Annotated in this window: 23 protein-coding genes; 7 read left to right on the top strand and 16 right to left on the bottom strand. The window is 57.3% G+C overall.

All coding sequences use genetic code 11. The features are described from left to right. Nucleotides 1–154 precede the first annotated feature (154 nt). The 3 genes from EAV92_RS18550 to EAV92_RS18540 form a co-directional block, all read right to left on the bottom strand. Entirely contained in the window at nt 155–871 is a 717-nt protein-coding gene (locus EAV92_RS18550; protein ID WP_123042475.1) for a 3-ketoacyl-ACP reductase, read from the bottom strand. 104 nt (nt 872–975) lie between these two features. Then, the gene (locus tag EAV92_RS18545) at nt 976–1,251 is read right to left on the bottom strand and encodes a transporter (RefSeq protein WP_123042474.1); all 276 of its coding nucleotides are present in this window, start codon (nt 1,249–1,251) and stop codon (nt 976–978) included. 102 nt (nt 1,252–1,353) lie between these two features. Further along, nucleotides 1,354–1,986, bottom strand: coding sequence for a hypothetical protein (locus EAV92_RS18540; RefSeq protein ID WP_123042473.1), 633 nt, complete (start codon nt 1,984–1,986; stop codon nt 1,354–1,356). A 200-nt stretch (nt 1,987–2,186) separates the two neighbouring features. Here EAV92_RS18540 and EAV92_RS18535 point away from each other — a divergent pair, with 200 nt between their 5' ends. After that, nucleotides 2,187–4,538 carry an S-layer homology domain-containing protein gene (locus EAV92_RS18535; RefSeq protein ID WP_123042472.1) on the top strand — a complete coding sequence of 784 codons (2,352 nt, stop codon included), beginning with the start codon at nt 2,187–2,189 and terminating at the stop codon, nt 4,536–4,538. 113 nt (nt 4,539–4,651) lie between these two features. On the opposite strand, the gene EAV92_RS18530 is transcribed toward EAV92_RS18535, so the two are convergent. The 6 genes from EAV92_RS18530 to EAV92_RS18505 all read right to left on the bottom strand — a co-directional run bounded on the left by EAV92_RS18530 (nt 4,652) and on the right by EAV92_RS18505 (nt 10,398). Further along, on the bottom strand, nt 4,652–5,671 hold the full coding sequence (locus EAV92_RS18530; protein ID WP_123042471.1) for a bifunctional glycosyltransferase family 2/GtrA family protein: 1,020 nt from the start codon (nt 5,669–5,671) through the stop codon (nt 4,652–4,654). Nucleotides 5,672–5,688: 17 nt separating this feature from the next. Further along, complete coding sequence (locus tag EAV92_RS18525) at nt 5,689–6,648, bottom strand: phosphodiester glycosidase family protein (protein ID WP_123042470.1); 960 nt, start codon at nt 6,646–6,648, stop codon at nt 5,689–5,691. Nucleotides 6,649–6,795: 147 nt separating this feature from the next. Continuing rightward, the gene (locus tag EAV92_RS18520; protein ID WP_123042469.1) at nt 6,796–7,965 is read right to left on the bottom strand and encodes an MFS transporter; all 1,170 of its coding nucleotides are present in this window, start codon (nt 7,963–7,965) and stop codon (nt 6,796–6,798) included. A gap of 84 nt (nt 7,966–8,049) precedes the next feature. After that, complete coding sequence (locus tag EAV92_RS18515) at nt 8,050–9,312, bottom strand: sensor histidine kinase (RefSeq protein ID WP_123042468.1); 1,263 nt, start codon at nt 9,310–9,312, stop codon at nt 8,050–8,052. Beyond that, the gene (locus EAV92_RS18510) at nt 9,312–9,989 is read right to left on the bottom strand and encodes a response regulator transcription factor (RefSeq protein WP_123042467.1); all 678 of its coding nucleotides are present in this window, start codon (nt 9,987–9,989) and stop codon (nt 9,312–9,314) included. Before EAV92_RS18510 ends, EAV92_RS18515 begins: the two co-directional genes overlap by 1 nt. Before the next feature lie 166 nt (nt 9,990–10,155). Beyond that, complete coding sequence (locus EAV92_RS18505; RefSeq protein WP_123042466.1) at nt 10,156–10,398, bottom strand: hypothetical protein; 243 nt, start codon at nt 10,396–10,398, stop codon at nt 10,156–10,158. 75 nt (nt 10,399–10,473) lie between these two features. Here EAV92_RS18505 and EAV92_RS18500 point away from each other — a divergent pair, with 75 nt between their 5' ends. After that, on the top strand, nt 10,474–10,869 hold the full coding sequence (locus EAV92_RS18500) for a helix-turn-helix domain-containing protein (RefSeq protein WP_123042465.1): 396 nt from the start codon (nt 10,474–10,476) through the stop codon (nt 10,867–10,869). Between the two features lie 73 nt (nt 10,870–10,942). On the opposite strand, the gene EAV92_RS18495 is transcribed toward EAV92_RS18500, so the two are convergent. After that, a complete protein-coding gene (locus tag EAV92_RS18495) occupies nt 10,943–11,815 on the bottom strand; it encodes a LysR family transcriptional regulator (protein WP_123042464.1) in 873 nt (290 codons plus the stop codon). 128 nt (nt 11,816–11,943) lie between these two features. Between EAV92_RS18495 and EAV92_RS18490 the strand changes: the two genes are divergently transcribed. Further along, a complete protein-coding gene (locus EAV92_RS18490; RefSeq protein WP_123042463.1) occupies nt 11,944–13,158 on the top strand; it encodes an MFS transporter in 1,215 nt (404 codons plus the stop codon). Then, nucleotides 13,155–14,381 (top strand): MFS transporter, encoded by a 1,227-nt coding sequence (locus EAV92_RS18485; protein ID WP_123042462.1) that lies wholly within the window; start codon nt 13,155–13,157, stop codon nt 14,379–14,381. The genes EAV92_RS18490 and EAV92_RS18485 overlap by 4 nt, the downstream gene beginning before the upstream one ends. Nucleotides 14,382–14,426: 45 nt before the next feature. On the opposite strand, the gene EAV92_RS18480 is transcribed toward EAV92_RS18485, so the two are convergent. Together EAV92_RS18480 and EAV92_RS18475 are read right to left on the bottom strand one after the other, a co-directional pair. Next, a complete protein-coding gene (locus tag EAV92_RS18480; RefSeq protein WP_123042461.1) occupies nt 14,427–15,215 on the bottom strand; it encodes an ABC transporter permease in 789 nt (262 codons plus the stop codon). Then, complete coding sequence (locus EAV92_RS18475; RefSeq protein WP_123042460.1) at nt 15,212–16,099, bottom strand: ATP-binding cassette domain-containing protein; 888 nt, start codon at nt 16,097–16,099, stop codon at nt 15,212–15,214. Before EAV92_RS18475 ends, EAV92_RS18480 begins: the two co-directional genes overlap by 4 nt. Before the next feature lie 111 nt (nt 16,100–16,210). On the opposite strand from EAV92_RS18475, the gene EAV92_RS18470 reads away from it, so the two are divergent. After that, nucleotides 16,211–16,978: a TetR/AcrR family transcriptional regulator gene (locus tag EAV92_RS18470; RefSeq protein ID WP_123042459.1), complete on the top strand. Its 768-nt coding sequence runs from the start codon at nt 16,211–16,213 to the stop codon at nt 16,976–16,978. Nucleotides 16,979–17,030: 52 nt separating this feature from the next. Here the strand turns inward: EAV92_RS18470 and EAV92_RS18465 are convergent, their stop codons facing one another. Continuing rightward, nucleotides 17,031–17,948, bottom strand: a complete 918-nt coding sequence (locus EAV92_RS18465; RefSeq protein WP_123042458.1) for a MerR family transcriptional regulator — start codon at nt 17,946–17,948, stop codon at nt 17,031–17,033. Nucleotides 17,949–18,128: 180 nt separating this feature from the next. On the opposite strand from EAV92_RS18465, the gene EAV92_RS18460 reads away from it, so the two are divergent. Further along, nucleotides 18,129–19,055, top strand: a complete 927-nt coding sequence (locus tag EAV92_RS18460; RefSeq protein WP_123042457.1) for a methyl-accepting chemotaxis protein — start codon at nt 18,129–18,131, stop codon at nt 19,053–19,055. Between the two features lie 9 nt (nt 19,056–19,064). On the opposite strand, the gene EAV92_RS18455 is transcribed toward EAV92_RS18460, so the two are convergent. Continuing rightward, complete coding sequence (locus tag EAV92_RS18455) at nt 19,065–19,676, bottom strand: transglutaminase-like domain-containing protein (RefSeq protein ID WP_123042456.1); 612 nt, start codon at nt 19,674–19,676, stop codon at nt 19,065–19,067. Nucleotides 19,677–19,799: 123 nt separating this feature from the next. Between EAV92_RS18455 and EAV92_RS18450 the strand changes: the two genes are divergently transcribed. Continuing rightward, nucleotides 19,800–20,231, top strand: a complete 432-nt coding sequence (locus tag EAV92_RS18450; RefSeq protein ID WP_123042455.1) for an SRPBCC family protein — start codon at nt 19,800–19,802, stop codon at nt 20,229–20,231. Nucleotides 20,232–20,292: 61 nt separating this feature from the next. Here EAV92_RS18450 and EAV92_RS18445 read toward each other — a convergent pair whose 3' ends face one another. Then, entirely contained in the window at nt 20,293–21,210 is a 918-nt protein-coding gene (locus EAV92_RS18445) for an aldo/keto reductase (RefSeq protein WP_123042454.1), read from the bottom strand. 74 nt (nt 21,211–21,284) lie between these two features. Next, nucleotides 21,285–22,358 (bottom strand): LLM class flavin-dependent oxidoreductase, encoded by a 1,074-nt coding sequence (locus tag EAV92_RS18440; RefSeq protein WP_206424235.1) that lies wholly within the window; start codon nt 22,356–22,358, stop codon nt 21,285–21,287. Between the last annotated feature and the right edge of the window lie 10 nt (nt 22,359–22,368).

The raw sequence follows: 22,368 nt of genomic DNA, 5'->3' as shown, positions 1-22,368 counted from the left end.
AACACTCCTTTATCTGCCTCATCCGATGCCGGACATCTCGTGAGGCCGGGATAAATGCCTATGCTTCAGCGTATTCAGGCGGCCCGCAAAGCGTGATCGAGGAAAATGAAACAGCCTGGGTCCGGCTTGGAGCCGAATCCAGACTGGTTGCTGATTATTGGGGATTGGTCGTCAAGATGCCGGCCGTTTTCATGACGACGCGGGGCGGTAAGGCCAGTGCGGCGAGGACCAACTGCGCGACGTCTTCCGGCTGCATCATCCGGTCTTCCGTTCCGATCGGCAAGCCTGCCTTGAACGCCAACTCCGTGTTTACGGTGCTGGGCGTTAAGGCCGTAACTCGGATGTTGGACTTGCGGACCTCGTGGAAAAGGGATTCCGTCAAGCCCATTACCGCGAATTTGGAGGCGCAATAGGCGGAGCCTGTAGCGAACCCGCGCTCTCCGGCCGTGGAGGCTACGTTCAGGATGTCGCCTTGCTTGCGTTCCAGCATGTGCGGCAACGCGGCACGGGTCACATAATAGGTCCCCATGAGGTTGACCTGGATAATTCGCTGCCATTCTTCGGGGTCCATGTCCGCCAAGGTGCCGAACGTCGCGGTGCCTGCGTTGTTGATGAGAATATCGATGGTGCCCAGTTGCCCTGCCAATTGCGCGACTGCTGCTTCCGCCTCGGTTCGGTTGCTTACATCGGCCGTCGCGATGGCCGCGTCAGTGCCGAACTGTTCTTTCAGCTCGCTCCGAAGGCGTTCCAGGTCGGCGGCCGATCTGGCGATGAGGCCGAGCCGTACCCCCTCTTTCGCTAAAGCGCGAGCCACGGCCAAACCGATTCCTTTGCCTGCTCCCGTGATGATGGCGGTTTTCTGTGGTAACATGCGGCCGATCCTTCCTTCTCTCGATTCCAGGATTCACCTGTTTGCCGTACGAGGTGAGTATGCTCAAGAGCAGGCGTGATTATCAGCCGGAATTCCCGATGCCTTTAGTACAGTGTCGGAATAGGCGGACAGGATACGGTATCGATAAACCGCGGATCGATGCCGTAGAAATACCAGAACGCACCGTTCCATCGGTATCCCGCGACTTCGCCGTATTCCACCCGAGTCGGGTAAAACCAGAAGCTCTCCCCGTTTACCAACCAGACGTAAGTATAGTTTTGCAAGCAGTCGACGATATACGTTCCATAAGGCGGTACGGGGATGTAATCCGGGGGCGGGAGAGTCGGGGCGGGTGTTCCGAGCGGCGGCATGAATGCCATGCGTCTTCACTCCTTAAGCTCATTGCTGCTTTCATTTAGGGTATGTTCCCGCCCATGCTAAGGTTCGAAAAAAGACGTGATCGCTCACGTCTTAAGGAGTTATCAGGATTCGGTAATAAAATAAGAGTCCATCACGAACGCGATCCCCGCCGGATTCGGACCGGAGGAGATATAATTCTGGCCTTCAATGGATAACACGACGGAGTATGGGGCGTCTGCGGGAGTTAATATGATGTTCGAGGAGTAAAACCGGATATCTTGCCAGTTAAACGTGGGGCCGGGCTCATCAATGGGGGTCATGGAACCGTCCGATAACGGGAGCGGCACGCCGAAAGTATCCTTCGGAGTTATCGTTGCATAAGGGAAGGGCTCTCCTTGACGGAAAATCTGGATTTGCGTATCGTGGGCGTTATCGCAAAAAACGGCAATGCTTACGGCAATGCTCAAAGCGATAGCGCCGGGATTACTGATGAAGGAAGTTCTCGCCGCGACTCCGATCCGTTCGCCGTTGCCGATGGTGCTGTCCCATACGTAAGACGGCGTTAACTTAGGCAAGCCGTTATCGTTGGAATAAGGGGCCAAACCCGGCCATCCGAAATACAGCCGCGGAGTGTAGTTTGTCGCAGGCGTACCGCTTCCGGATAAGGCGCCGCTGATGGCGGTATTCCGGTCAGGTCCGACGAAGGTCGTCGAGGAATCGCTCACGGTTCTCAGCCTGCTGATGTTAAGACTCATTGAAATAACACACCTTTCAAGTCAAATAGATGCTTCTCCGACACCTTATTCGGACAAGATGATGACGGCTTGGACGGAAAGGGGAGTCGTTTTGCGTAAATTTGGAATCTCTCTTACCTAGATTTGCCGGCGCCCTTATAATAGACTCACTAGGGCCAGTCACCTTGTCCTAACTCACATATCCTAGGGGGTCTTTGTTGTTGGAAAAACGCGTGAAGAAACTCGTGGTTGCATCATTGTTACTCTCGCAGACTTTATTGCCGATGAGTGTGATTCACGCCGCCGGAAGCGAGCCGAAAGGCAGCTTGCCGGTTCATTATTCGGATTTCGGGGCCGTGTCGAGCTGGGGAAGAGACGCGGTTAACGCCATGCAGTCGCTCGGCATCATGACCGGCGACCAAGCAGGACGTTTCCGCCCCACGCAGGCGATTACCCGGGAGGAGCTTGCGTCCGTACTCGCCAAAACGCTGGAATTGCCTTTAAACGCTGACGGCGGTTCGGCTGCGGCGGATGTTCAATCGGCGGATTGGAGTAATCCGGCCATCGAGGCCGTCGTGAGCGCGGGGATCATGGATCTGGATGCGACGGGGTGTTTTCGGCCGAAGGATCGGTTGACGCGCGAAGAGCTCGCCGTATATGTCTCGCGTGCGGTCGACGTTATCGCGGATGCAGGCAGCACGGCGGGGAGCCAAGCTCCGGAAGATCAAGCGGCAATAAGTCCTTGGGCGAAAGACGGAGTGCACCGAGCGCTAGATCTGAAGCTGATGAGAGGAGACGGCACGCTGTTCCGTCCTCAAGCATTGGCGACGAGGCAGGAGGTAGCCGTTCTGCTGTTGAATGCCTTGAACAGCGGATACATAGAGGGAACGATAGGCGAAGTGACGTACGGTCAAGTCGTCATCGGCGGTATCGCCTATCGAGTGGACGTTTCGCTTACGGGCTTGTTTGCTCGGACTAACGCTGCGTCACTGAAAGGTGCGGGCATCCGGTACGCTGCCGAAGACAATGTCATCCGAAGCGTGGCTTCGTTGGAACTGAATGCGGCCGGGGTTGTTTCCGACGCGGAGTTCGAAGGCAATCAGGTGTTGGACGGTTCTGGAAGCGTGATTAACGGCTCTTTGACGGTGAATGCGGATTTCGTGACGGTGCGGAATTTGAAAGTGAGAGGGGAACTGTTGATCTCCGCGAACTTACAGCACGATTTCTATTCCGACGGACTGAACGTGGAAGGCGAAACGAGCGTGAACGGCGGGGATTCGAACACGGTCGTGTTCAATAACGCGATTTTGGGCGCCGTGAACGTCAACAAGCAGGATGTTCGCGTAGAGCCCAAAGGAAAATCCGTCATTGGAGAAATGACGGTCAATACGAGCGCTACGATTACGGCCGACGCCGGAGTCACGATTCCGAAGTTGACGTTATCCGAAGGCGCGAAGAACGTGCAGATCGATGCTGCGGTCGGCACGCTGGAAGTGCTGAACTCGACGGCCAAGCTGGACGTGAAGAAGCCGATCGAAAAAATCGTGCTGCCGGAAGGGGCGAAGGCCAGCGATCTGCTCATGAACTTCGATCAGATCAAGGACTTGGTCAAGGACGTGCAAGTGGGAACCACCTCGACGCCGATCACGCCTAAGCCGCCGACTCCGGCGACACCGAAGGCGGATACGACTCCTCCGAGCGCGCCTTCCGTGACTGGAGCCGTTTATGAGGACACGGAATCCATCGCCGGGACAGCGGAAGCGGGAACGTCCATCGTGGTTCGCGTTGGAGACCAAGTCGTGGGCCATGGCTATGCGGCATCAAACGGCAGCTATACGGTGTCGATCCAGAAGCAGACCGCGGGGACGGCCATCCGGGTCACGGCGACGGATGCCAGCGGGAACGTGAGCGCGGCGACATCCCGTACCGTCATCGCCAGGGATACCGAGGCTCCGGAAGCCCCGTCCGTGACGGATACGGTCAATAGTGATTCGACGTCAATCGTCGGCTGCGCAGAGCCGCTGTCCTACGTGAAGGTCTTGGACGGGGCGGAGATGATCGCGTCCGGCAATGCCGATGCGCAAGGGAACTTTGCGATCGTGATCTCTCCGTTGCCTGCCGACAAGAGTTTGTCGCTGACCGCGGAGGATGCCGCAGGCAACGTAAGCGCGGCGACGACCGTCGTCGTGCAATCGCGGAACACGTTGTTCAGGCTGCTTGATGCGGACTCGAAAACACAATACGTTTTCGATGCAGGCAGTACCGCAACTTTAATAAGGCCATACCTTTCGACGACGGTTCCTATGCAGAATGTAACCGTGACCGTAGACTTGGGCGGAGCTTTCGTCGCCTCTACCTCGGATTTATATCAAACCTGGGGTTCGGCTCAGATTCCCCTGGACGCATCCATGATTTCGAACAACGGGAGAACGATCACGTTCAGCAACGTCTCGTTTGAAAATTGGTTATGGGTCATTTTCGGGCAGAAGACGATCACTTCCGTGAAAGGCACCTACCCGATCACCTTTACCGTGAACGGTGTCTCGTCCAGCATTCCGGTCATCGTCCAATAACAGAGAAAACGCCTAAGCGCACGAGCCGCTTAGGCGTTTTGCGCATTTTAGAAGGAATAGGCTTAAACCACCACTTCGATCCCGCCGCACCATCCAGCAAATGAAGGCGTCTTTCAAGCCGATTTGAAGATGAGTTTCAGCTGCACCCAGAAGCTGAGCAAGAACAGCGATATTTCCGTGATCAGTTTGGATCCGAAGAGCGGGATGCCGACGTTCACGTGGAAAAGATGGAGGAGGCCGTAATTCAAAAGCACGATCGCGACGGCGAGCGAGAAGTATTTGGGTATCGAGGTGCGTGCGGTTGTTTGGGCTCTCCCGGCGAAGACGATTTTGCGGTTCACCGTGTAATTGAAAATCGAGCTGCATAACCGAGCGCCGATGACCGACAAGAACAGACTCCCGAACATCCATTGCAGTAAAAACAGGAGCGCGAAGTCCAGCACCGCGGCGAAACCCGAAGACGCGCAGAACTTAAGGAACGGAAAGTACACCTTCGCGGAATCGGCCAGCGGACGGAAATGGGACGATTTGTTGTCGTCGAGATACACCGTTTCGATCGGAACCTCGTATAGATCGTAGCCGGCTTTCGGAGCCTCGAGCAGCATGTTCATTTCGTATTCGAAACGGTCGCCCTGGACTTGGCACAGCCAATCGAGCATCTCGGAGGAATAGCCGCGGAGCCCGGTTTGCGTGTCCTGCACGGGTTTGCCCGTGGCCATCGCGTACACCATTCTCGTCGCCGAATTTCCGATGCGGCTTCGCAAGGGAACCTTGCCCGTGAATTGCCGGCTGCCGAGCACGATGTGGTTGCGGTGCCGACGGATGGCTTCCGTGATTTTCAGAATATCACCCGGCAGGTGCTGGCCGTCGCTGTCCGCGCAGACGATATCGTCTTTGATGCCGTGCTCCCTGACGTAGTCGAAACCCGTTTTCAACGCCCGGCCTTTGCCTTGGTTGGTCCGATGCGTGAGGACGGTGCAGCCGGCATTCTTGGCGGTATCGAAAATGCCGCGATAGTCGTCGCCGCTGCCGTCGTCTACGATCAGAATGGGATCGCCGCTGACTTCTTTCAGCTTGTGAATGAGGCCGATCAGCCGTTGGTCCGGTTCGTAGGAAGGAATGAGTATGGTCATGGGGGTCGACCTCCTTATCAGGATTTAGGAATATAGAGAATGTCGCTGACGGCCCGCTCATTGCCTTTGCCCAGCGGGTTATTCACGACTTTTCCGTTGAAGTACATCGTCGAAGAGCCGCCGCCGTCCAGGTTGTACGCTTCGGTCGCGCCGAGCTCCTTGAACAGGTTCGCGAATTCCGCCAGCGTCATGCCGCGGCTGTATCCGGCGCTGCGTCCGTCGACCACGATGAACACGTAGTGGTTCGGGGCGATCATGCCAATGCCGGTGCGCGGGTTGGCCTCTTGGATAGAGCGGTTGCCGAAGTTCTTGTCGATCTTCAAGCTGCTGAAATCGCTGGCGATTTCGCCGTTTTGCACCAGGATCGGACCGAAGGAATAGGTGTTCGTGACGCCTTCCGCGAACAATTCGTCTGAGGAGGTCTCTACTTCGTCGTACGTTTTCATCGATCCGTCCGAGAGGATAGCCATGCCGTCGCGCGCCGGTTCGTCGCGGTACAGGGTTCCGTTGCGGATCGTGACGCCATCGTTGCGGAAGCCGTAGTAGTCGCCGTTGATCGCGAAAATGGCGTTGTTGTTGGCCGCGATCGTCGAGGTGTCCTCGGTGATGTTGGTGCCGAATTCGTTTTTGGCGAAGGCGCTGAGCAGGTTCGTCGTGCCGTTGAAGGTCACGTCGGCCACGTAATACGTGAGAGTGTCGTCACCGGAGCCGGTCTGCACTTTTTTGACGTTGATCGTCTCGTTGTCGTCCTTGTAGTTCCAATCGTCGGCTGTCGCCGGAGTGGTGGACGATTTGACCGTCGCCGAAGTCTGGGTGGTGGCTGCCGTCGTCGTCGTCGTATTCGGAGTCACGACGGCTTGGACGTGCTCGATTAGGTAGCGGTCGGCGAGCTGATACAAAATGACGGCAAGTACCAGCACGATAGCGGCTATAATGGCGATGACTTTGTTTCTTCTGCGAGTAAAAATAAGAATCACTCCTTGTCTTGTTCATGCCCTTATCCTAAGAGGAGAACCTTTAACGAATCTGAAATGCTCGAAAGCTTGGGAATGGGCTTTATGCGCAAAAAAAGACGGAGGAATCCGAAATCGGATTTCCTCCGTCTTGCGTTGTTTTGTTAATCGTTAAGCTGCGACAGGGACCTTCCGTTCCTGGGCGTAGCAAGCGGCGCCTAAGCTGAGCGCAAGCGCCACGAGCAAAGCGCCGACCCAGGGCAGGGCGGTGAGGGATAAGTGGGTGATGACCGAGCCCCCGATGAAAGCGCCGGACGCGTTGCCCAGGTTGCCGGCCGAGTGGCTGGCGGTCGAAGCCAGCGCCGGTGCCGATTTCGCCAGGCTCATGACCCGCACCTGCAGGCCGGGGAAGACGGCGAAAGACGCGGCTCCCCAGAGGAAGACGGTGATGACGGCCGCAATGGGACTGTGGACGGTGAACGTAAACACCGTCAGGATGACGCAAATCGCGAAATAAATGCCGAGAATGGCGGGCATCAGCTTCCAATCGGCCAGTTTCCCGCCGACGATGTTGCCTGCGGTAACCCCGACGCCGAACAGGACGAGAATCCACGTCACGCTGTGCTCGGCGAAGCCGGTGACATCCACGAGGAGGGGGGTAATGTAGGTGAACACGGCGAACAGTCCGGCGTTGCCGAGCATTCCGATCAGCAAGAACAGATGCAGCTTCGGATTCGACATCGCGGCGATCTGCTTCAGGACGCCGGTCGGTTTGTCCTGCGGGATGCGGGGGATGAAGAAGAGGATGCCGACTAAGGTGACGGCGCCGACGATCGCGATCGCTCCGAATGATGCCCGCCAGCCGAGTTGCTGGCCGACATACGTGCCGAACGGCACGCCGATGATGTTCGCGATCGTAAGGCCCGCCATCATGAGAGATATGGCTCCTGCCCGTTTGTCAGGCTGTACGAGGCCGGAAGCGATGACGGCGCCGACGCCGAAGAAGGTACCGTGCGTGAGGGCCGTGATGATACGGGCGGCCATGAGAACGGCATAGTTTGGGGCCAGCACGGAAAGCACATTTCCGAGGATGAATAAAGCCATCAATAAAACCAGCAGCTTCTTTTGGGGAATGCGCTGGGTCGCGATCGTAAGGATAGGCGCGCCGACCGCCACGCCCATCGCGTACATCGTGATCAGCTGTCCCGCTGCCGAAATGCTGACGTTCAGGTCTTCGGCCACGTTCGGGAGCAGGCCCATGATCACGAACTCGGTCATTCCGATGGAGAAAGCGCCGACGGTCAAAGAGAGCAGAGCCAAAGTCGATTTCGATAAAGCCATGGAGAAGGAGTCACCTTTCAACTGTGTGGGATATTGCGCAATTAAGCTTTAAGTATAGGCGTCCTCCTTCTCCCGCACAATACGTTACGGCAATTGCACATAAAATGTCGTTCGTTCCCCGACGACGCTTTTGGCGGAAATCTTCCCCTTGTGCTGCTCGACGATCGATTTGGCGATGGCGAGACCCAGGCCGTATCCTCCATGCTTGCGCGAGCGGGAAGGGTCGGCGCGGTAAAACCGGTCGAAAATTCTCCCCAGGTGCTCGGGCGGAATGCCGTCCCCCGTATTCGCGACCATGAGCTGGACATCGTTATGGCGCTTGCGGAGGGTCAGGTTGATCGATCCCTTGGGCGGGGTGTACTTGATCGCGTTATCCAAGAGAATCATGGCCACCTGCTTGATCTGTTCCATGTTGCCTCGCACCGTCAGGTTCGGCTCGATCTCATAGTCGAGCGAAAGCTCCTTCTCGAACACGACGGCTTCCATCGTGAGCAGGACGCCTTCCACCGCTTCGCTGAGGTTGAAGTTCGCGTGAATCATCCCGGTTTTGGCGTCGTCCATTTCGGTGAGGTACAGCAAATCGTTGGTCAGCGTCTTCATGCGTTCCGTTTCCGACTTGATATGGTGCAGCCATTTGGACTGGTTGCGGATCGTATCGTCATCATTGGCGAGCAGCACGTCCGCGTTCGTGTTGATGACGGCCAGCGGCGTTTTCAATTCATGCGAGGCGTCGGCGATGAACTGCTTTTGCTTATTGAACGCCTCCCGAACCGGCTGGATGGATCGGTTGGCGAAAAACCGGCTCGTAAAATAGATGATGATCAGCATAGCGAAACCGACGGCGAGGAACGTATACACGAGGTTCTTGAGGATGTTCTGCCGGGCCGTCACGTCGAGGATTACGACGGAATATCCGTTAGCGTTAATCTGCACGAGGTATGCCCAATGATCCCCGGCCAGGGTGAACCGCCCCTCGGCTGCCGACCGGCTTTTCACTTTGGCGATAGCCTGCTTGTAGAAATCGTCCCCCCCTTCGAACCTGGAATCCGTCTGCGTGATGTTCCACTGCCTGTCCGTCTGGAGCGTGAAGGAAATCGAACGCTCCTGCATCGGATTCGCGGAGGGGTCGCCGTTCTGCTGCAAAGGGGGATTCCCATCTCGTTTCGGCTGCCCGAATTTATTGTCGTTTTTCCGGTTGAAGTCCGATACGCGGTGCAGCTCCATGCTGATGTCGTTGCTCACGTTCTGGTACGTAATCGTGTAAATGGCAGAGAAGGCCAGCAGCATCATGAAGGAGATAATGACCAGGTTCAGGATCAGGAACCGGTTCCGAAGCTTGTTGAACATCAGGGGGTCGCCTCCAATACGTAGCCGACGCCGCGTATCGTGTTGATACGGACGGACGAGCTCAGGAAGGTGAGCTTTTTGCGCAAGAACGAAATGTACACTTCCACGTTGTTGTGCTCGACCTCCGAATCGAAGCCCCACAGCTTCTCGATGATCTGCTCTTTGGAAGTGACCGCGCTTTTCCTCGTCATCATCAGCTCCAGAAGCTCGCTTTCCTTGAGGATCAGCTTGAGTTCTTTCCCTCCGCACGTCAGCTTCAGGTTCGATGTATTCAGCTCGATATCGCCGAATTTGAGCGTATCTTCCGGCACGACTTCGCCCCTGCGCCGGAGCGCCGCCCGGATTCTGGCCAGCAGCTCCCCGGTGACGAACGGTTTGGCCACGTAGTCGTCGGCGCCGTAATCGAGGCCGGAAATTTTATCTTCCACCTCGCCTTTGGCGGTGAGCAGGATGACGGGCGTGGCGATGCCTTCGTCGCGGACCGTTTTCAATATCTTAATGCCGTCCATGCCGGGCAGGTTGATGTCGAGCAGCAGCAGGTCGTAAATCCCGCTCAAGGCGTTATCCAGCCCCGAATGGCCGTCATGGACGGCATCGACGGAGTAATTTTGTTTTTTGAGAATTTGGCTTAACGCCTCCGCCAGGTGGATCTCGTCCTCGACGATCAAGATTCTCATGGTTGTTCCCCTTTGCGCGTGCAAGTTGCGGTTTCCCGCAAACCCATTTTATTTCATAAAGCTTTAACCAACCTTAATCGTAGCACGAACTTCCCCGGGAAGAAAAAAAGGATGGAGAAGTCGGATAACTTCCGACTCTCTATCCTTTTTAGCGGCCTATCCCCTTTTAGCGGGCGCAGGAACCGCAATTGCATCCCGTTTTCAGGCACGCCGTTCCCTCCGCTTTCCTGCGCTTCACCATGAAGAAACCGGCCAGGAAGAGGACAAGAGCCAGTCCCGCCAGAACAAGGGGATTCACAAAGAAAGACGAGACGCCGAGAGCCGCGGCACCGCCGAGCAGCGGCAGCGCGCAACATAAAGCACAAGCCCCTAACACGGCAAGACCGGCCAACCATTTGCTTTTTTCCATTCCCAACACCATCCTTCGCGAGGTATAATCCGATCATAAAAGTTAAAGTGCACTTGAAGTCAAGGAGTGTGTGGGATGGCCGGTCTCAGCATTGGACAGTTGGCGGCGAAAGCGAATTTGACCGCTTCAACTCTGCGCTATTATGAATCCGTCGGTTTGCTGCCGGCTCCGGAGCGGCAAAGCGGCCAGCGCCGGTACGACGAGGGTTTGCTGGATCGCATCCATTTCATCAAAATCGCGCAGCAGACCGGTTTCAGCATTCAGGAAATCGCGGTTTTGATGGAGGGTTTTGAACCGGGGTATTCGCTTTCCGAGCAATGGGAGCGGATGGTGAAGCAAAAACGCTCCGAGCTGGAGGAGCGCAAGAACCACATCAACTCCATGATCACGATCTTGGACAACGGTTTAAGCTGCAAATGCCTGACCTGGTCGGAGTGCATGGACAAAATCCAAACCGACGGTACCTGTTAGAGATCCTGATAAAAAACGTACGTAACCGAAACAGGCTGCCTGGCCAGGCAGCCTGTTCCCGTTGCAATACCGTTTAAAATTGTCCGATGATGAAATTGCGGAACAGCTCCGCGGAAGGGGACAACGTGCGTCCTTTGAGCCAGGCGAGGCCGATTTCCCTCCGGCACTCCGGCTCGGTCACGCGAAGCTTCTTGATCTTGCTCGGCGTAATGCCGGAGAAGGAGGGAATGAGCGTCACGCCGATGCCGGAGGATACGAGCACGGACACGGTGGCCACGTCTTCTCCTTCGAACACCACGTTCGGCACGAAACCGGCTTGCTCGCAGAACCGGTCCGTCAACGTGCGCATGCCGTACCCTTTTTTGAAGCTGATGAACGGCTCCTTCGCCAGCTCTTTCAGCCGGATGGAATCCCGATCCGCCAGCCTGTGATTCGCGGGAACGTAGACGAACAGCTCCTCATCGATCAGCTTGTGCCACTCCAGATGGTTCCGGTGCTCGAGGAGGCCGGAGATGCTGAGGTCCACTTCGCTGTCGAGCAGTTGCCGAAAGATCGCGGCGGTCGTATTTTGGGAAAGCTGCAGCTCCACTTGGGGGTAGGACCGGTTGAAGCTGCGGATGAAATCGGGGAGAAAGCTTAATCCGAAAGTCATCACGAAAGCCAGCGACACCGTGCCGGTATAAGGATCCTTCAGCTGCTTGAGCTCCGTGACGCCGTCCTCGATTTCCTGGAGGGCCTTATCCACCCGTTTCAAGAACAGCGTGCCGTACGCGTTCAGCTTCACCGATCGGCCGACGCGATCGAACAAGGGGACGCCAAGAGTCTCCTCCAAATGACGGATCGACCGGCTCAAAGCCGGTTGGGAGATGGCGAGCTGCTCCGCGGCGAGGGTGAAATGCTCGGTTTTGGCGACGATACGGAAATACTCCAGCTGCTGCCACTCCATCACGACAACCTCCTTTTAATACCGAAAATGCATCATGAATATAACTATAATAAATTGGACGTTATAAATCGTCGAGGCGTAAACTGGAATCCTAACGAAATTGTAAACAAGTTAGGAGTCCTGAAGTCATGGTACACATCGCAACGGGAAGTCCGGCGTACCGGAAAACGCTGCTGTCCATGCTGCTGGGCAGCATCGTGACGTTCGCCATTCTCTATAGTCCGCAGACGCTGATCGGCCCGTTCGCCGAGCAGTTCCATATCTCGCCGTCATCGGCGAGTCTCGTTATATCGGTATCCACGCTGACCTTGGCCGTCTGCATGGTATTCATCTCCGTTTTATCAAATGCCTGGGGCAGAAAAAGCATCATGGTCGTCTCGCTGTTCATGACGTCCGTATTGGCCATTGTTTCCTCGTTCAGCCACAATTTTCACTTGCTGCTCGTTTTGCGGTTTTTGGAAGGGATCAGCCTGTCGGGGTTCCCGGCCATCGCGATGACTTACCTGAATGAGGAGATCGCGCCGGGCAGTATCGGTAAAGTGATGGGAGCATACGTCGGGGGAAACGCGATCGGCGGTTTCGCCGGGCGAGTGATCGTCAGTTTGTTGTCGGATTTGTTCAATTGGCATATTGGGCTGCTGGCCTTGGGTTTGTTCAGTTTAGGCTGCAGCGTCGCGTTCTGGATCCTGCTGCCGAAATCGCAGAACTTCAGACCGGTGTCCATCTCGTTCGGCCATTGGATCGAAGGCTTCAGAAGCGGTTTGACCAACCGGAAGCTGCTTACGCTCTATGCGGTCGCTTTTCTGCTTCTCGGCGGGTACGTGACCCTGTTCAATTACATCGCCTATCCGCTTTCCAGACCTCCTTACGGTCTCAGCCAATCCGTCATCGGCTGTCTTTTCGTGTTCCAGTTGGTGGGCTCTTGGAGCTCCTTCTTCTTCGGCCGGCTTGCCGACCGGCATTCACGGCCCGCGTTGATCGGCTTGGGCGTCGCGATGTCCATAGCGGGGGCCGCTCTTACGCTGCTCGGCGAACTGTGGCTCACGATCGCCGGCATCATTCTGTTCGCTTTCGGCTTTTTCGCCGGGCATACCGTAGCCAGCGGTTGGGTGGGGAAAATCGCGCCCGCGCCGCACAAGGCGTACGCTTCATCGCTGTATTTGCTGTTTTACTATTTGGGTTCCAGCCTGCTCGGCACGACCGGCGGGTCGTTCCTGTCCGCTTATGAGTGGCCGGGCGTCGTCGGCTTGATCTGCGGGCTGCTCGCGCTGGTTGCCGTATTGGCGGCGGCTCTGGCCGGAGGGCGAAGTGCCCGAATCCATCCATCCCAACAAAAGGTGTGAGCCGTATCGTTCCGTCAGACGCTTCTATTCATAAACAGCCCTATTTCGCGGACTTCTGGATCTCCCGCGTTCTTTCTTCTACCTCTTTCCAAATGCTTTCCGTCGCGATCGGCTGGCAGATGTATTCCATCACCCACGATGCTTACAGCCTTGGCTTCGTCGGCTTAGCCCAGTTCCTGCCCATGGTGCTGCTGACGTTCGTCGTCGGGCATGTTGCTGACCGCTTCGACCGGAAAATGATCGTGTTCCTTTGCCAAGCCGTGGAAGGCTTGGCCGCCGTCCTATTGCTGCTCGGAAGCGTTGCGGGCTGGCTCGGCCGCGAAGAGATTCTGATCGCCGCGGCGGTCATCGGCGCTTGCCGCGCGTTCGAAGGACCGGCGTCGTCCGCGCTCGTTCCGATGCTGGTGCCGAAGGAGATCCTGCAGCAGGCGATTGCCTGGATGACCTCCGTGGGCCAGACTTCGCAAATCCTCGGGCCGTTTCTCGGCGGGATCCTGTACTCGGCCGGTCCGGTGACCGTGTACGCGAGCGCGAGCGCCGCTCTGCTGATCGCCTGCATCCAGGCGCTGCGGATCCGCACGCAACCGATCACCCGGAAGTCGGAGCCGGTCACGTTGCGTTCCGTATTTTCCGGCCTTGTTTTCGTCTACAGACGCAAGGTGATCTTGGGCACGATCTCGCTCGATTTGTTCGCCGTCCTGCTCGGCGGCGCTACGGCGCTGCTGCCGATTTTCGCGCAGGATATTCTCCAGACCGGCCCGTGGGGTCTGGGCTTCATGCGGGCCGCGCCGGCGATCGGCGCGCTGCTGATGTCGATCGTATTCGCGTGGTATCCGCTTCGGAAAGCGTACGGGCCGATCCTGTTCGCGGCGCTAGGCGTGTTCGGGCTCGCTACGATGCTGTTCGCCATCTCCGAGAACCTGTACCTTTCGCTGCTGGCGCTGCTTCTGATCGGGGCATCGGACGTCGTCAGCGTCGTGATCCGTTCGTCGCTCGTGCAGCTGCAGACGCCGGACGAGATGCGGGGACGGGTGAACGCGGTCAACTCGCTGTTCATCGGGACGTCCAACCAGCTCGGCGAGTTCGAATCCGGCATGATGGCCGGCTGGCTCGGACCCGTTCCGGCCGCGTTCATCGGCGGTCTCGGCACGCTGGCGGTAGCGGGATTATGGATGTACCTTTTCCCGTCGCTGAGGAAGCTGAAGTCGCTGACCGAGGGTTGAGAGTGAAGCAGGGCACCTGTCATGGGGACAGGCGCCCTTTTTCGTTTACCGGCGGCCCGCTTTTCGTTTGAACGACCACGAGGCCCATAAGTAAGAGGCGAGGATGATCAGCACGCACCAGCCGGCCGCCCACCACGCCTGGTTGTCGATCGGGGTGCCGGTGAGCAGGCTGCGGATCGTTTCGATGACCGGCGTGATGGGCTGGTTCTCGGCAATCCATTGGAGCCAGTTCGGCATCGTCGACGTGGGAACGAAAGCGCTGGACAGGTAGGGCAGGAAGAGCAGCGCGAATCCGTAACCGCTGGCCGCTGCCGGGTTGCCGGCGACCAGGCCGATGGCGGCGTACAACCAGGTGAACGCGAGAATGAACAGCGTGATCACGCCGATCGCCCCGAGCCATTCCATGAAGGTAGCGGTAGGGTTGAACCCAACGAGCAAGGCAACGCCGATCACGACCGCCGTCGCGAGAAGGTTGCGGGCCAGGCTGGCGGTCACGTGACCGAGAATGACGTTTTTGCTGTGGATCGGCATCGTCCGAAAGCGGTCGATGATGCCGTTCGTCATGTCCCCGGATACGTCGACGGCCGTGCTGGACGAACCGAACCCTGCACACAGCAGGATGATTCCGGGAACGACATAGTCGACGTAGTTGCCGCCCGGGTCGAGGGCGCCGCCGAATACATACGTGAACAGAAGCATGAGCATGATGGGAAGCATGATCGCCATGAGCAGCGCTTCGGTGTTGCGCAGGCTGTGGCGGATGCTTCTGCCGATGAATACCGTGCTCGTCGAGAAGAAGGAAGGCGCCTTGGCCGGCGCGGCTTGCGTGATCATACGGGGGATCCCTCCTGTGAGTGGGTGGTCAAAGCCAGGAAAACGTCGTCCATGCTGGGCCGGCGAATGCCGACTCTCGTTCCCGCCGGCGCGGCGTGGATGAGCTCGTCGAGCGCGCGTTTGACTTCGTCGATGCCGCCTCCGGTCGGAACCTCCCGGATCACTTCGTCCTTCTCGTTCCGCAGCTCGATGACGTCCGTGCCGATTCGCGATTTCAGTTCTTCAGCCGTGCCTTGCGCGACGATCTTGCCTCCCGAGATGACCGCGATCCGGTCCGCCAGCTCATCCGCCTCTTCCAGGTACTGCGTCGTCAGGAACACCGTGATGCCTTGCGCGGCGAGTTGAAGGATAATGTCCCAAAGCGCGCGCCGGCTGCGCGTGTCCAGGCCGGTCGTCGGTTCGTCCAGGAAAATGATGGGCCGGCTGACCACGAGGCTGATGGCGAGGTCCAAGCGGCGCCTCATGCCTCCCGAGTAGGTTTTCACGCGTTTGCGTGCGGCCTGCACAAGATCGAAGTGCTCCAGCAACTGCGCGGTTCTGGCTTTCGCTTCCTTCGCCGCGAGTCCGGAAAGCCGGCCCATCATCGTCAGGTTTTCTTCGCCCGTAAGCACTTCGTCGACCGCAGCGAACTGGCCGGTGAGGCTGATCGATTGCTTCACCGCGTTCTTATCGCGGGAGATATCATGTCCCGCCACGCGTACCGAGCCCTCGTCGGACGGTACTAACCCCGACAGGATGTGGATGAGAGTCGTCTTGCCGGCCCCGTTCGGGCCGAGCAGCGCGAAAATGGTTCCTTCCGGGACGTTCAAATCGATACCGTTCAGTACCGCCTGCCGGCCGAACGACTTACGCAGCCCGGCGATTTCAATAGCGGCTTTCGCCATGGGTAATCATCCCTTTCGTGTACACTATAAACAGTTTATTGCATACACAGTATATTACGTATACAGTTAAATGGCAACCCTGAATTTTGTATTTTCCTGGAGGTTATATAAATGGACGATGAGCTTGGGGAAAGTCTGCCCCGCGGCGTCGCGTTAAGCTGGGGGCTCGTCAAGCCGCCGCAGCGAGGGCCGAAGCGGGAGATGAGCGTGGAGAAGATCGTCGACGCGGCGATCGCCATCGCCGACAAAGAAGGGCTTTCCGCCTTGTCCATGAGCCGCGTAGCGGAAGCGCTCGGATTCACGACGATGTCGCTTTACCGTTACGTTCCGAGCAAGGACGACTTGCTGCTGCTGATGCAGAATGCGGCAAGCAAATTGGAGATCCCGCCGGATGAGGACGATACGGACTGGCGGCAGAAGATTCGCGTATACGTGCGGGCGAGCATACAAGCTTTCCGTGACCATCCTTGGTTCGGCGACATTCCGGTCACGGGAGTGCCGCTCATGCCGAACAACCTGCAGATCGTGGATTGGGCACTGCGGGCACTGGACGGTCTCCCCCTGAACGACTTCGAGAAAATGTCGACCGTGCTCCTCGTGAGCAGTTACGCGCGCTCCGTCGGAATCATTCAGCGGGATTTTGACCGCGCGATCCAGGCCGGCGCCAGTCCGGGGTCCTTCACGGGTCTCGACTATACCAATGCGTTAAGACAGCTGGTCACGCCCGATCGTTTCCCGAATCTGCATCCGCTCGTCGCGTCGGGCGTCTACACCGAAGAGAGCCCTCAGGAGAACCCGGTCGGCGACGACTTCGATTGGGGACTGGAGCGGATTCTGGATGGCATCGAGGCTTATCTGACCGCAAAGAAAACGAAATAAACGCAAAAAAGCCTTCCGGCCGATCTAGCTTGGCCGGAAGGCTTTTTCATTTTCAATTCGCGTTCAGCCGGACGTCAGGCGGAGAATGGGGAAAGGCGGTGAGGTACCACTTTTCCCAATCCTGCCGATTTTCCGGCAGCACGTAAGGCGATATCCAATCGGCGCAGTTCTCGAAACCGGCGCCTCCGAGCACGAAGGCGAGGCCGGGCTTCTGTGCCCGTTTCTCCATGATCCATCTGCCGACCGGATCCGCAAGCCGGTCGTCGGTGATCGATAGGGCCACCATCGAGACGCCTTTCTTTTCGATCAGTTCGTCCAAGCCGTAAAAAGGCGTATCCGGTCCCAAATAAATGACTTCCACGCCCTTCTCTCTGAGGAACAAGCTGAACAACATCAAGCCCATTTGATGATGCTCGCCTTCGGGGCATAGAGACAATACCTTGGGCAAATTCGACCGGATCGGGAAAACCCGGAGGAATTGCGTGCATCTATGCATGATGAGCTGGGACGCGAAATGCTCCTGGGCCACCGTGATTTCCCCGTTCTCCCAAGCGGTCCCCACACGGTACAGAACGGGGTGGAAGATACGATGGAACACGTCGGAATAGTGGTACAGCGCGAACGCCATATCGATGCGTTCGTGCGCCTGTGATGAATTCAATTCAATCAAATCTTCGTACAGCCGCTGAAGCAATTCCTCGTCCGGCTGGCCCTTAGGCGGCACGGCTTCTTCCGTTGCGGGAATTTGCCGATTCGTCCGTTCCAAAAGCCGAACGGCTTCGCTGACTTTCAGGCCGTTTTCGTCGATTTGCTTCTTGAGCCATTGTAGCGTCCGGATGTCATCTTCGCTGTATAAACGATGCCGGCCGTCGCTCCGGGCCGGGCTGATGATGCGGTAGCGGTTCTCCCATGCGCGGATCGTCACCGCGGGAATCCCAAGGAGTTCCGAAACCTTTTTGATGCTGTACATGTCCGACCCACCTCGTGTTTATTATACATAAACTATACAAAGTTGTAAGTGGAAGGACCGAATTTTCCGCTGAAACGAATATATGGTTGAATTTTCCTTGCTTTATATGTATAGAATTTGTACAATTTTTGTATCGTTCGTGTACAAAACTTATACAACCAGGAAATGAGGCCGATCCTTATGATGAACACGAGTAACGGGATGATTGCCGGCACGCAAGTGTTGGACGAGAAGGCGGTTCTATCGGCGATGAAGCGAACGCTTGCCATGATTGAGTTCGACGTCGAAGGCACCGTGATTTGGGCAAATGACCGATTCGCGATGACGATGGGATATGAAGCGGCGGCAATGCCGGGCATGCATCATCGGCAGTTCTGTACGGAGGATTTCGTGAACAGTCCGGCATACGCGGCGCTTTGGAGAGATTTGAGAAGCGGACGGCCGTTCCAAGAGAAAATTTTGCGGGTGAACAAGAGCGGACGCCTGCTGTGGTTCGAGGCAACCTATACGCCCGTATTGGACGAGGATGGACGCGTGCGGGCCATTGTAAAAGTGGCCACGGACATCACGGCCCGGGTAAAAACCGCGACCAAAATGACGAACGAATTGCAGCGGATGGCGGAGGAACTTTTGCATCAAGCGGAGCAAGGGGTAGACAGCGGCCTTCATATTGCCGCGGATCTCGAACGTTTCGTTCAGGAATCCGGCAATAGCATGCAATCGCTTGAGTATTTGGGGAGCGAGGCGGCTTTCGTTCGGGGAATGATCAAGACGATTCGGGATATCGCGTCTCAGACGAAGCTGCTGTCCCTGAACGCGGCGATCGAAGCCGCACTGGCGGGGGAACACGGGAGGGGCTTTAACGTGGTTGCCCAAGAAGTCCGCAAGCTGGCGGGGAGAGCGGAGGAAGCCGCGAAGGAAATGAACGGCCATTTGGAAAGCATTTCGGTCCAGATCGGCGAGATTTCCGGCCTCACCAAGCGCTCGCGGGAAATCCTCTCGCATAGCCGGCTTCTCGCGGATCGGGCCATGAGCGGATTTACGGGGATCGGCGAAGCCGCCCGCGAGCTGGATCGGAAGGCAAAGACGCTGACGGAGATGCCGTAAGGCGGGTCATCATAGTTCAGTGGGCAAACCGGTCCGGTACATCTCCAGAACGTCGGAGGAACGTTTTAACGTATCGAGGGTTTTGGGGTGGGGGTAGGCATAGAGGGTCGGGTAATCGATCTCGCCGTAATGGTCGCGGACCGGAAAAGCCAGTCGTTCCTCCTCCAGGGAGAAGCGGGCATCGATGCCGGGCTTGTTTCCTCTCGCGTCAAGGCGCACCCATCGGTCCAAGGAGCGGATGTAGACCGCGTTTAAAGCGTGGAGGCAGTATCCTGTATCCGGCGTGTCTCCCCAAGTGAGCCGCTGATACGAGAAGCCGGCCGGTACGCCTTGTCTGCGAAGCAGCGCGCACAGCAGATTCGATTTGGCATAGCAGATTCCTTCGCCATAGAGCAGCACATCGGACGCCCGGCAGGTCACGCGAGAGCCTTGGATGTCCCAAGAATGGGGGACGCGGTCGCGTACGAATTCGAAAGCCGCTTTCGCGAATCCGATCTCGTCTTGCGCGGAAGCAAACAGCTCATCCGCCGTCGCCCGAATCGCCGGGTTTGAATAATCGATGTCCTCCGTTTCCGCGAGGTAATCTTCCAGATTGTCGGATTCTAACACAAAGCGGTCCATCGCGTTCCTCTCCTATCGAACATTTCTATTAGAGTTCCTGGGGATTTTCTATTATTATACAATTAAACGTATAAATATACCATCCTGGTGTTACTCTAATTTTGAGAGGAGCGTGGATTTACGTTGGACAACCTGACGAAATTCATCATCAACAGACCGGCTCATGACGTTTTCGAAGCTTTCGTGGACCCCTCGAAGATCGGGAACTTCTGGTTCTCCTCGAGTTCCGAGAGATGGGAGCCGGGCAAGACGATCACGCTGGAATACGATCTCTATGACGCGAAGCTTGAAATCCGGATCCGGGAGACCGAGGCCGATCGAAAAATCGTGTTCGCTTGGGGTTCGGGCGAGGATGAACGGGCCGTTACGATCTCGTTGCATGAGACCGCGCCCGCGGCCACGAGGATTGAAATCCGGGAGGAAGGCTTCAAGGAGAACGATCCCGAGCTGATTCCGAACCTGATCGACAACAAAGAAGGTTGGGTTTTCATGCTGAGCTGCCTGAAGGCCTTTTTGGAATTCGGCGTCAGCTTGAGAGGCGGGTTGGCGAAGTAAGGCCGCCTCGTTCTCGCGGATACAAAGAAACCACTCCATCGCTGGAGTGGTTTCATCTGTTTTACGGAAGGATATTGCCGGCCGCGCGGAAAATTTCGTACCATTCTTCCCGCGTCAGGTGAACGTCGGAAGCCTTGATGCAATCCTTCAGGCGTTCGATGTTCATCGTACCGGTAACCGGCTGCATGTGCGCCGGATGGCGCAGCAGCCAGGCGATCGCGATTGTCGTGTTGGTCACGCTGTATTTGGCCGCGATTTCGTCGATCTTCGCGTTGAGTTCCGGGAATTTCTCGTTGTCCAGGAATACGCCCTCGAAGAAGCCGTATTGGAACGGCGACCACGGCTGAACGGTAATGTCGTTCAGGCGGCAGAAATCGAGGATGCTGCCGTCCCGGTCGACGGCGGAATCGTTCAGCATGTTATTGTTGATCCCTTGGGAGATCATCGTCGCGTTCGTAATGCTGAGCTGCAGCTGGTTGGCCACGATGGGCTGGCGGACCGCTTTCTTCAGCAGCTGGATTTGCATCGGATTCTGGTTGGACACGCCGAAATGGCGGACCTTGCCGGAGCTCTCCAACTGGTCGAACGCTTCCGCGACTTCCTCCGGCTCGACCAGCGCATCGGGGCGATGCAAGAGCAGGATGTCGAGGTAGTCGGTTTTCAGGCGTTTCAGGATACCGTCCACCGACGACAGAATGTGCTCTTTGGAGAAATCGAACATGCCTTTGCGGATGCCGCATTTGGACTGCAAAATGATTTTCTCGCGAACCGTATCGTTCATATGGATGGCGTCCGCGAAAATTTCTTCGCAGGTCCCTCCGCCGTAAATGTCCGCATGGTCGAAGAAATTCGCGCCTTGCTCCAGCGACGTTTGGACGAACCGTTCGGCTCCCGCTTTATCCAGCGAGTTGATGCGCATGCAGCCGACCGCGACAACCGGCACTTCCAGGCTGCTCGTACCCAATTTCATCGTTCTCACGAATAATGACCTCCTTAAAATGGCTGTACCTCTTGATTGTGACACAGGCAAGCAATCGGTTTCAAGGAGGGGGCTTATTCTTGTGCTCCCTGGCGGGCCAATTCCTTGCGCACGATAGGGGCAACCCGGGTGCCGAGCAGCTCAATCGCCCGCAGCAATTCGCGGTGCGGCATCGTGCCGACGTTGACGTGCAGGAAGAAACGGGTGACGCCCAGGTTCTTGCGCAGCAGAAGGATCTTCTCCGCGACGAATTCCGGGTCGCCGACGTAGAGGGCCCCCCGCAGCGTGCGAGCGGCATCGAACGCGTCGCGCGTATACGGCGGCCATCCGCGTTCGCGACCGATGACATTCATCTGAGCCTGCGTGGAAGGGAAGAACAGGTCGGCCGCTTGATCGGTCGTCTCGCCGACGAAGCCGTGCGAGTGCGTCGCGATCTGCAGCTTGGACGGATCATGGCCGGCCTGGGCGGCAGCCTGCTTGTAGAGATTGACGAGCGGAGCGAACCGCTCGGGCATTCCGCCGATGATGGCGAACGCGATGGGGAGGCCCAGCGTCCCTGCGCGTACGGCGGATTCCGGGTTTCCGCCGCTGGCGATCCACACCGGAAGCGGGTCTTGGACGGAGCGGGGATAGACGCCCAGGTTCCGGATGGCGGGGCGATGACGGCTGCCGGGCCACGTCACTTTCTCCGATTTGCGGATCGCGAGCAGCAACTCGAGCTTCTCTTCGAACAGTTCGTCGTAATCGTCCAAGCTATAGCCGAAGAGAGGGAACGATTCGATGAACGAGCCCCGTCCCGCCATGATTTCGGCCCGGCCGTTCGAGATACCGTCGAGCGTGGAGAACGATTGGTATACGCGCACCGGATCGTCCGACGACAGCACGGTGACTGCGCTCGTCAGACGGATTCGCTTAGTCATGGCCGCGGCAGCCGCGAGTACGACGGCCGGCGCCGTACCGGCGTAGTCGGCGCGGTGGTGCTCGCCGATCCCGTAGACGTCCAGGCCGACCTGGTCGGCCAGCACGATCTCTTCCACGGCGTTGCGAAGCCGCTCGGCATGGCTGATGACTTGGCCGGTTTTCGGATCCGGCGTGCTTTCCAGAAACGTGCTGATTCCTATTTCCATATTCGTGGTCCAGTCGGACATGGGCACTCGC

The organism is Cohnella candidum (genome assembly GCF_003713065.1).
In the GTDB taxonomy this organism is placed as follows: domain Bacteria; phylum Bacillota; class Bacilli; order Paenibacillales; family Paenibacillaceae; genus Cohnella; species Cohnella candidum.
Note: the sequence above shows the minus strand (reverse complement) of the source record. Positions and strands in the feature narration are given on the sequence as shown.

Excerpts from the sequence above, each read along its gene's own strand:
- EAV92_RS18550 (WP_123042475.1), bottom strand. The coding sequence starts at position 871 with ATGTTACCACAGAAAACCGCCATCATCACGGGAGCAGGCAAAGGAATC.
- EAV92_RS18465 (WP_123042458.1), bottom strand. The coding sequence starts at position 17,948 with ATGTACAGCATCAAAAAGGTTTCGGAACTCCTTGGGATTCCCGCGGTG.
- EAV92_RS18505 (WP_123042466.1), bottom strand. The coding sequence starts at position 10,398 with ATGGAAAAAAGCAAATGGTTGGCCGGTCTTGCCGTGTTAGGGGCTTGT.
- EAV92_RS18510 (WP_123042467.1), bottom strand. The coding sequence starts at position 9,989 with ATGAGAATCTTGATCGTCGAGGACGAGATCCACCTGGCGGAGGCGTTA.
- EAV92_RS18460 (WP_123042457.1), top strand. The coding sequence starts at position 18,129 with ATGATGAACACGAGTAACGGGATGATTGCCGGCACGCAAGTGTTGGAC.
- EAV92_RS18500 (WP_123042465.1), top strand. The coding sequence starts at position 10,474 with ATGGCCGGTCTCAGCATTGGACAGTTGGCGGCGAAAGCGAATTTGACC.
- EAV92_RS18515 (WP_123042468.1), bottom strand. The coding sequence starts at position 9,312 with ATGTTCAACAAGCTTCGGAACCGGTTCCTGATCCTGAACCTGGTCATT.
- EAV92_RS18520 (WP_123042469.1), bottom strand. The coding sequence starts at position 7,965 with ATGGCTTTATCGAAATCGACTTTGGCTCTGCTCTCTTTGACCGTCGGC.
- EAV92_RS18470 (WP_123042459.1), top strand. The coding sequence starts at position 16,211 with ATGGACGATGAGCTTGGGGAAAGTCTGCCCCGCGGCGTCGCGTTAAGC.
- EAV92_RS18490 (WP_123042463.1), top strand. The coding sequence starts at position 11,944 with ATGGTACACATCGCAACGGGAAGTCCGGCGTACCGGAAAACGCTGCTG.
- EAV92_RS18545 (WP_123042474.1), bottom strand. The coding sequence starts at position 1,251 with ATGGCATTCATGCCGCCGCTCGGAACACCCGCCCCGACTCTCCCGCCC.
- EAV92_RS18495 (WP_123042464.1), bottom strand. The coding sequence starts at position 11,815 with ATGGAGTGGCAGCAGCTGGAGTATTTCCGTATCGTCGCCAAAACCGAG.
- EAV92_RS18440 (WP_206424235.1), bottom strand. The coding sequence starts at position 22,358 with ATGTCCGACTGGACCACGAATATGGAAATAGGAATCAGCACGTTTCTG.
- EAV92_RS18540 (WP_123042473.1), bottom strand. The coding sequence starts at position 1,986 with ATGAGTCTTAACATCAGCAGGCTGAGAACCGTGAGCGATTCCTCGACG.
- EAV92_RS18455 (WP_123042456.1), bottom strand. The coding sequence starts at position 19,676 with ATGGACCGCTTTGTGTTAGAATCCGACAATCTGGAAGATTACCTCGCG.
- EAV92_RS18475 (WP_123042460.1), bottom strand. The coding sequence starts at position 16,099 with ATGGCGAAAGCCGCTATTGAAATCGCCGGGCTGCGTAAGTCGTTCGGC.
- EAV92_RS18480 (WP_123042461.1), bottom strand. The coding sequence starts at position 15,215 with ATGATCACGCAAGCCGCGCCGGCCAAGGCGCCTTCCTTCTTCTCGACG.
- EAV92_RS18530 (WP_123042471.1), bottom strand. The coding sequence starts at position 5,671 with ATGACCATACTCATTCCTTCCTACGAACCGGACCAACGGCTGATCGGC.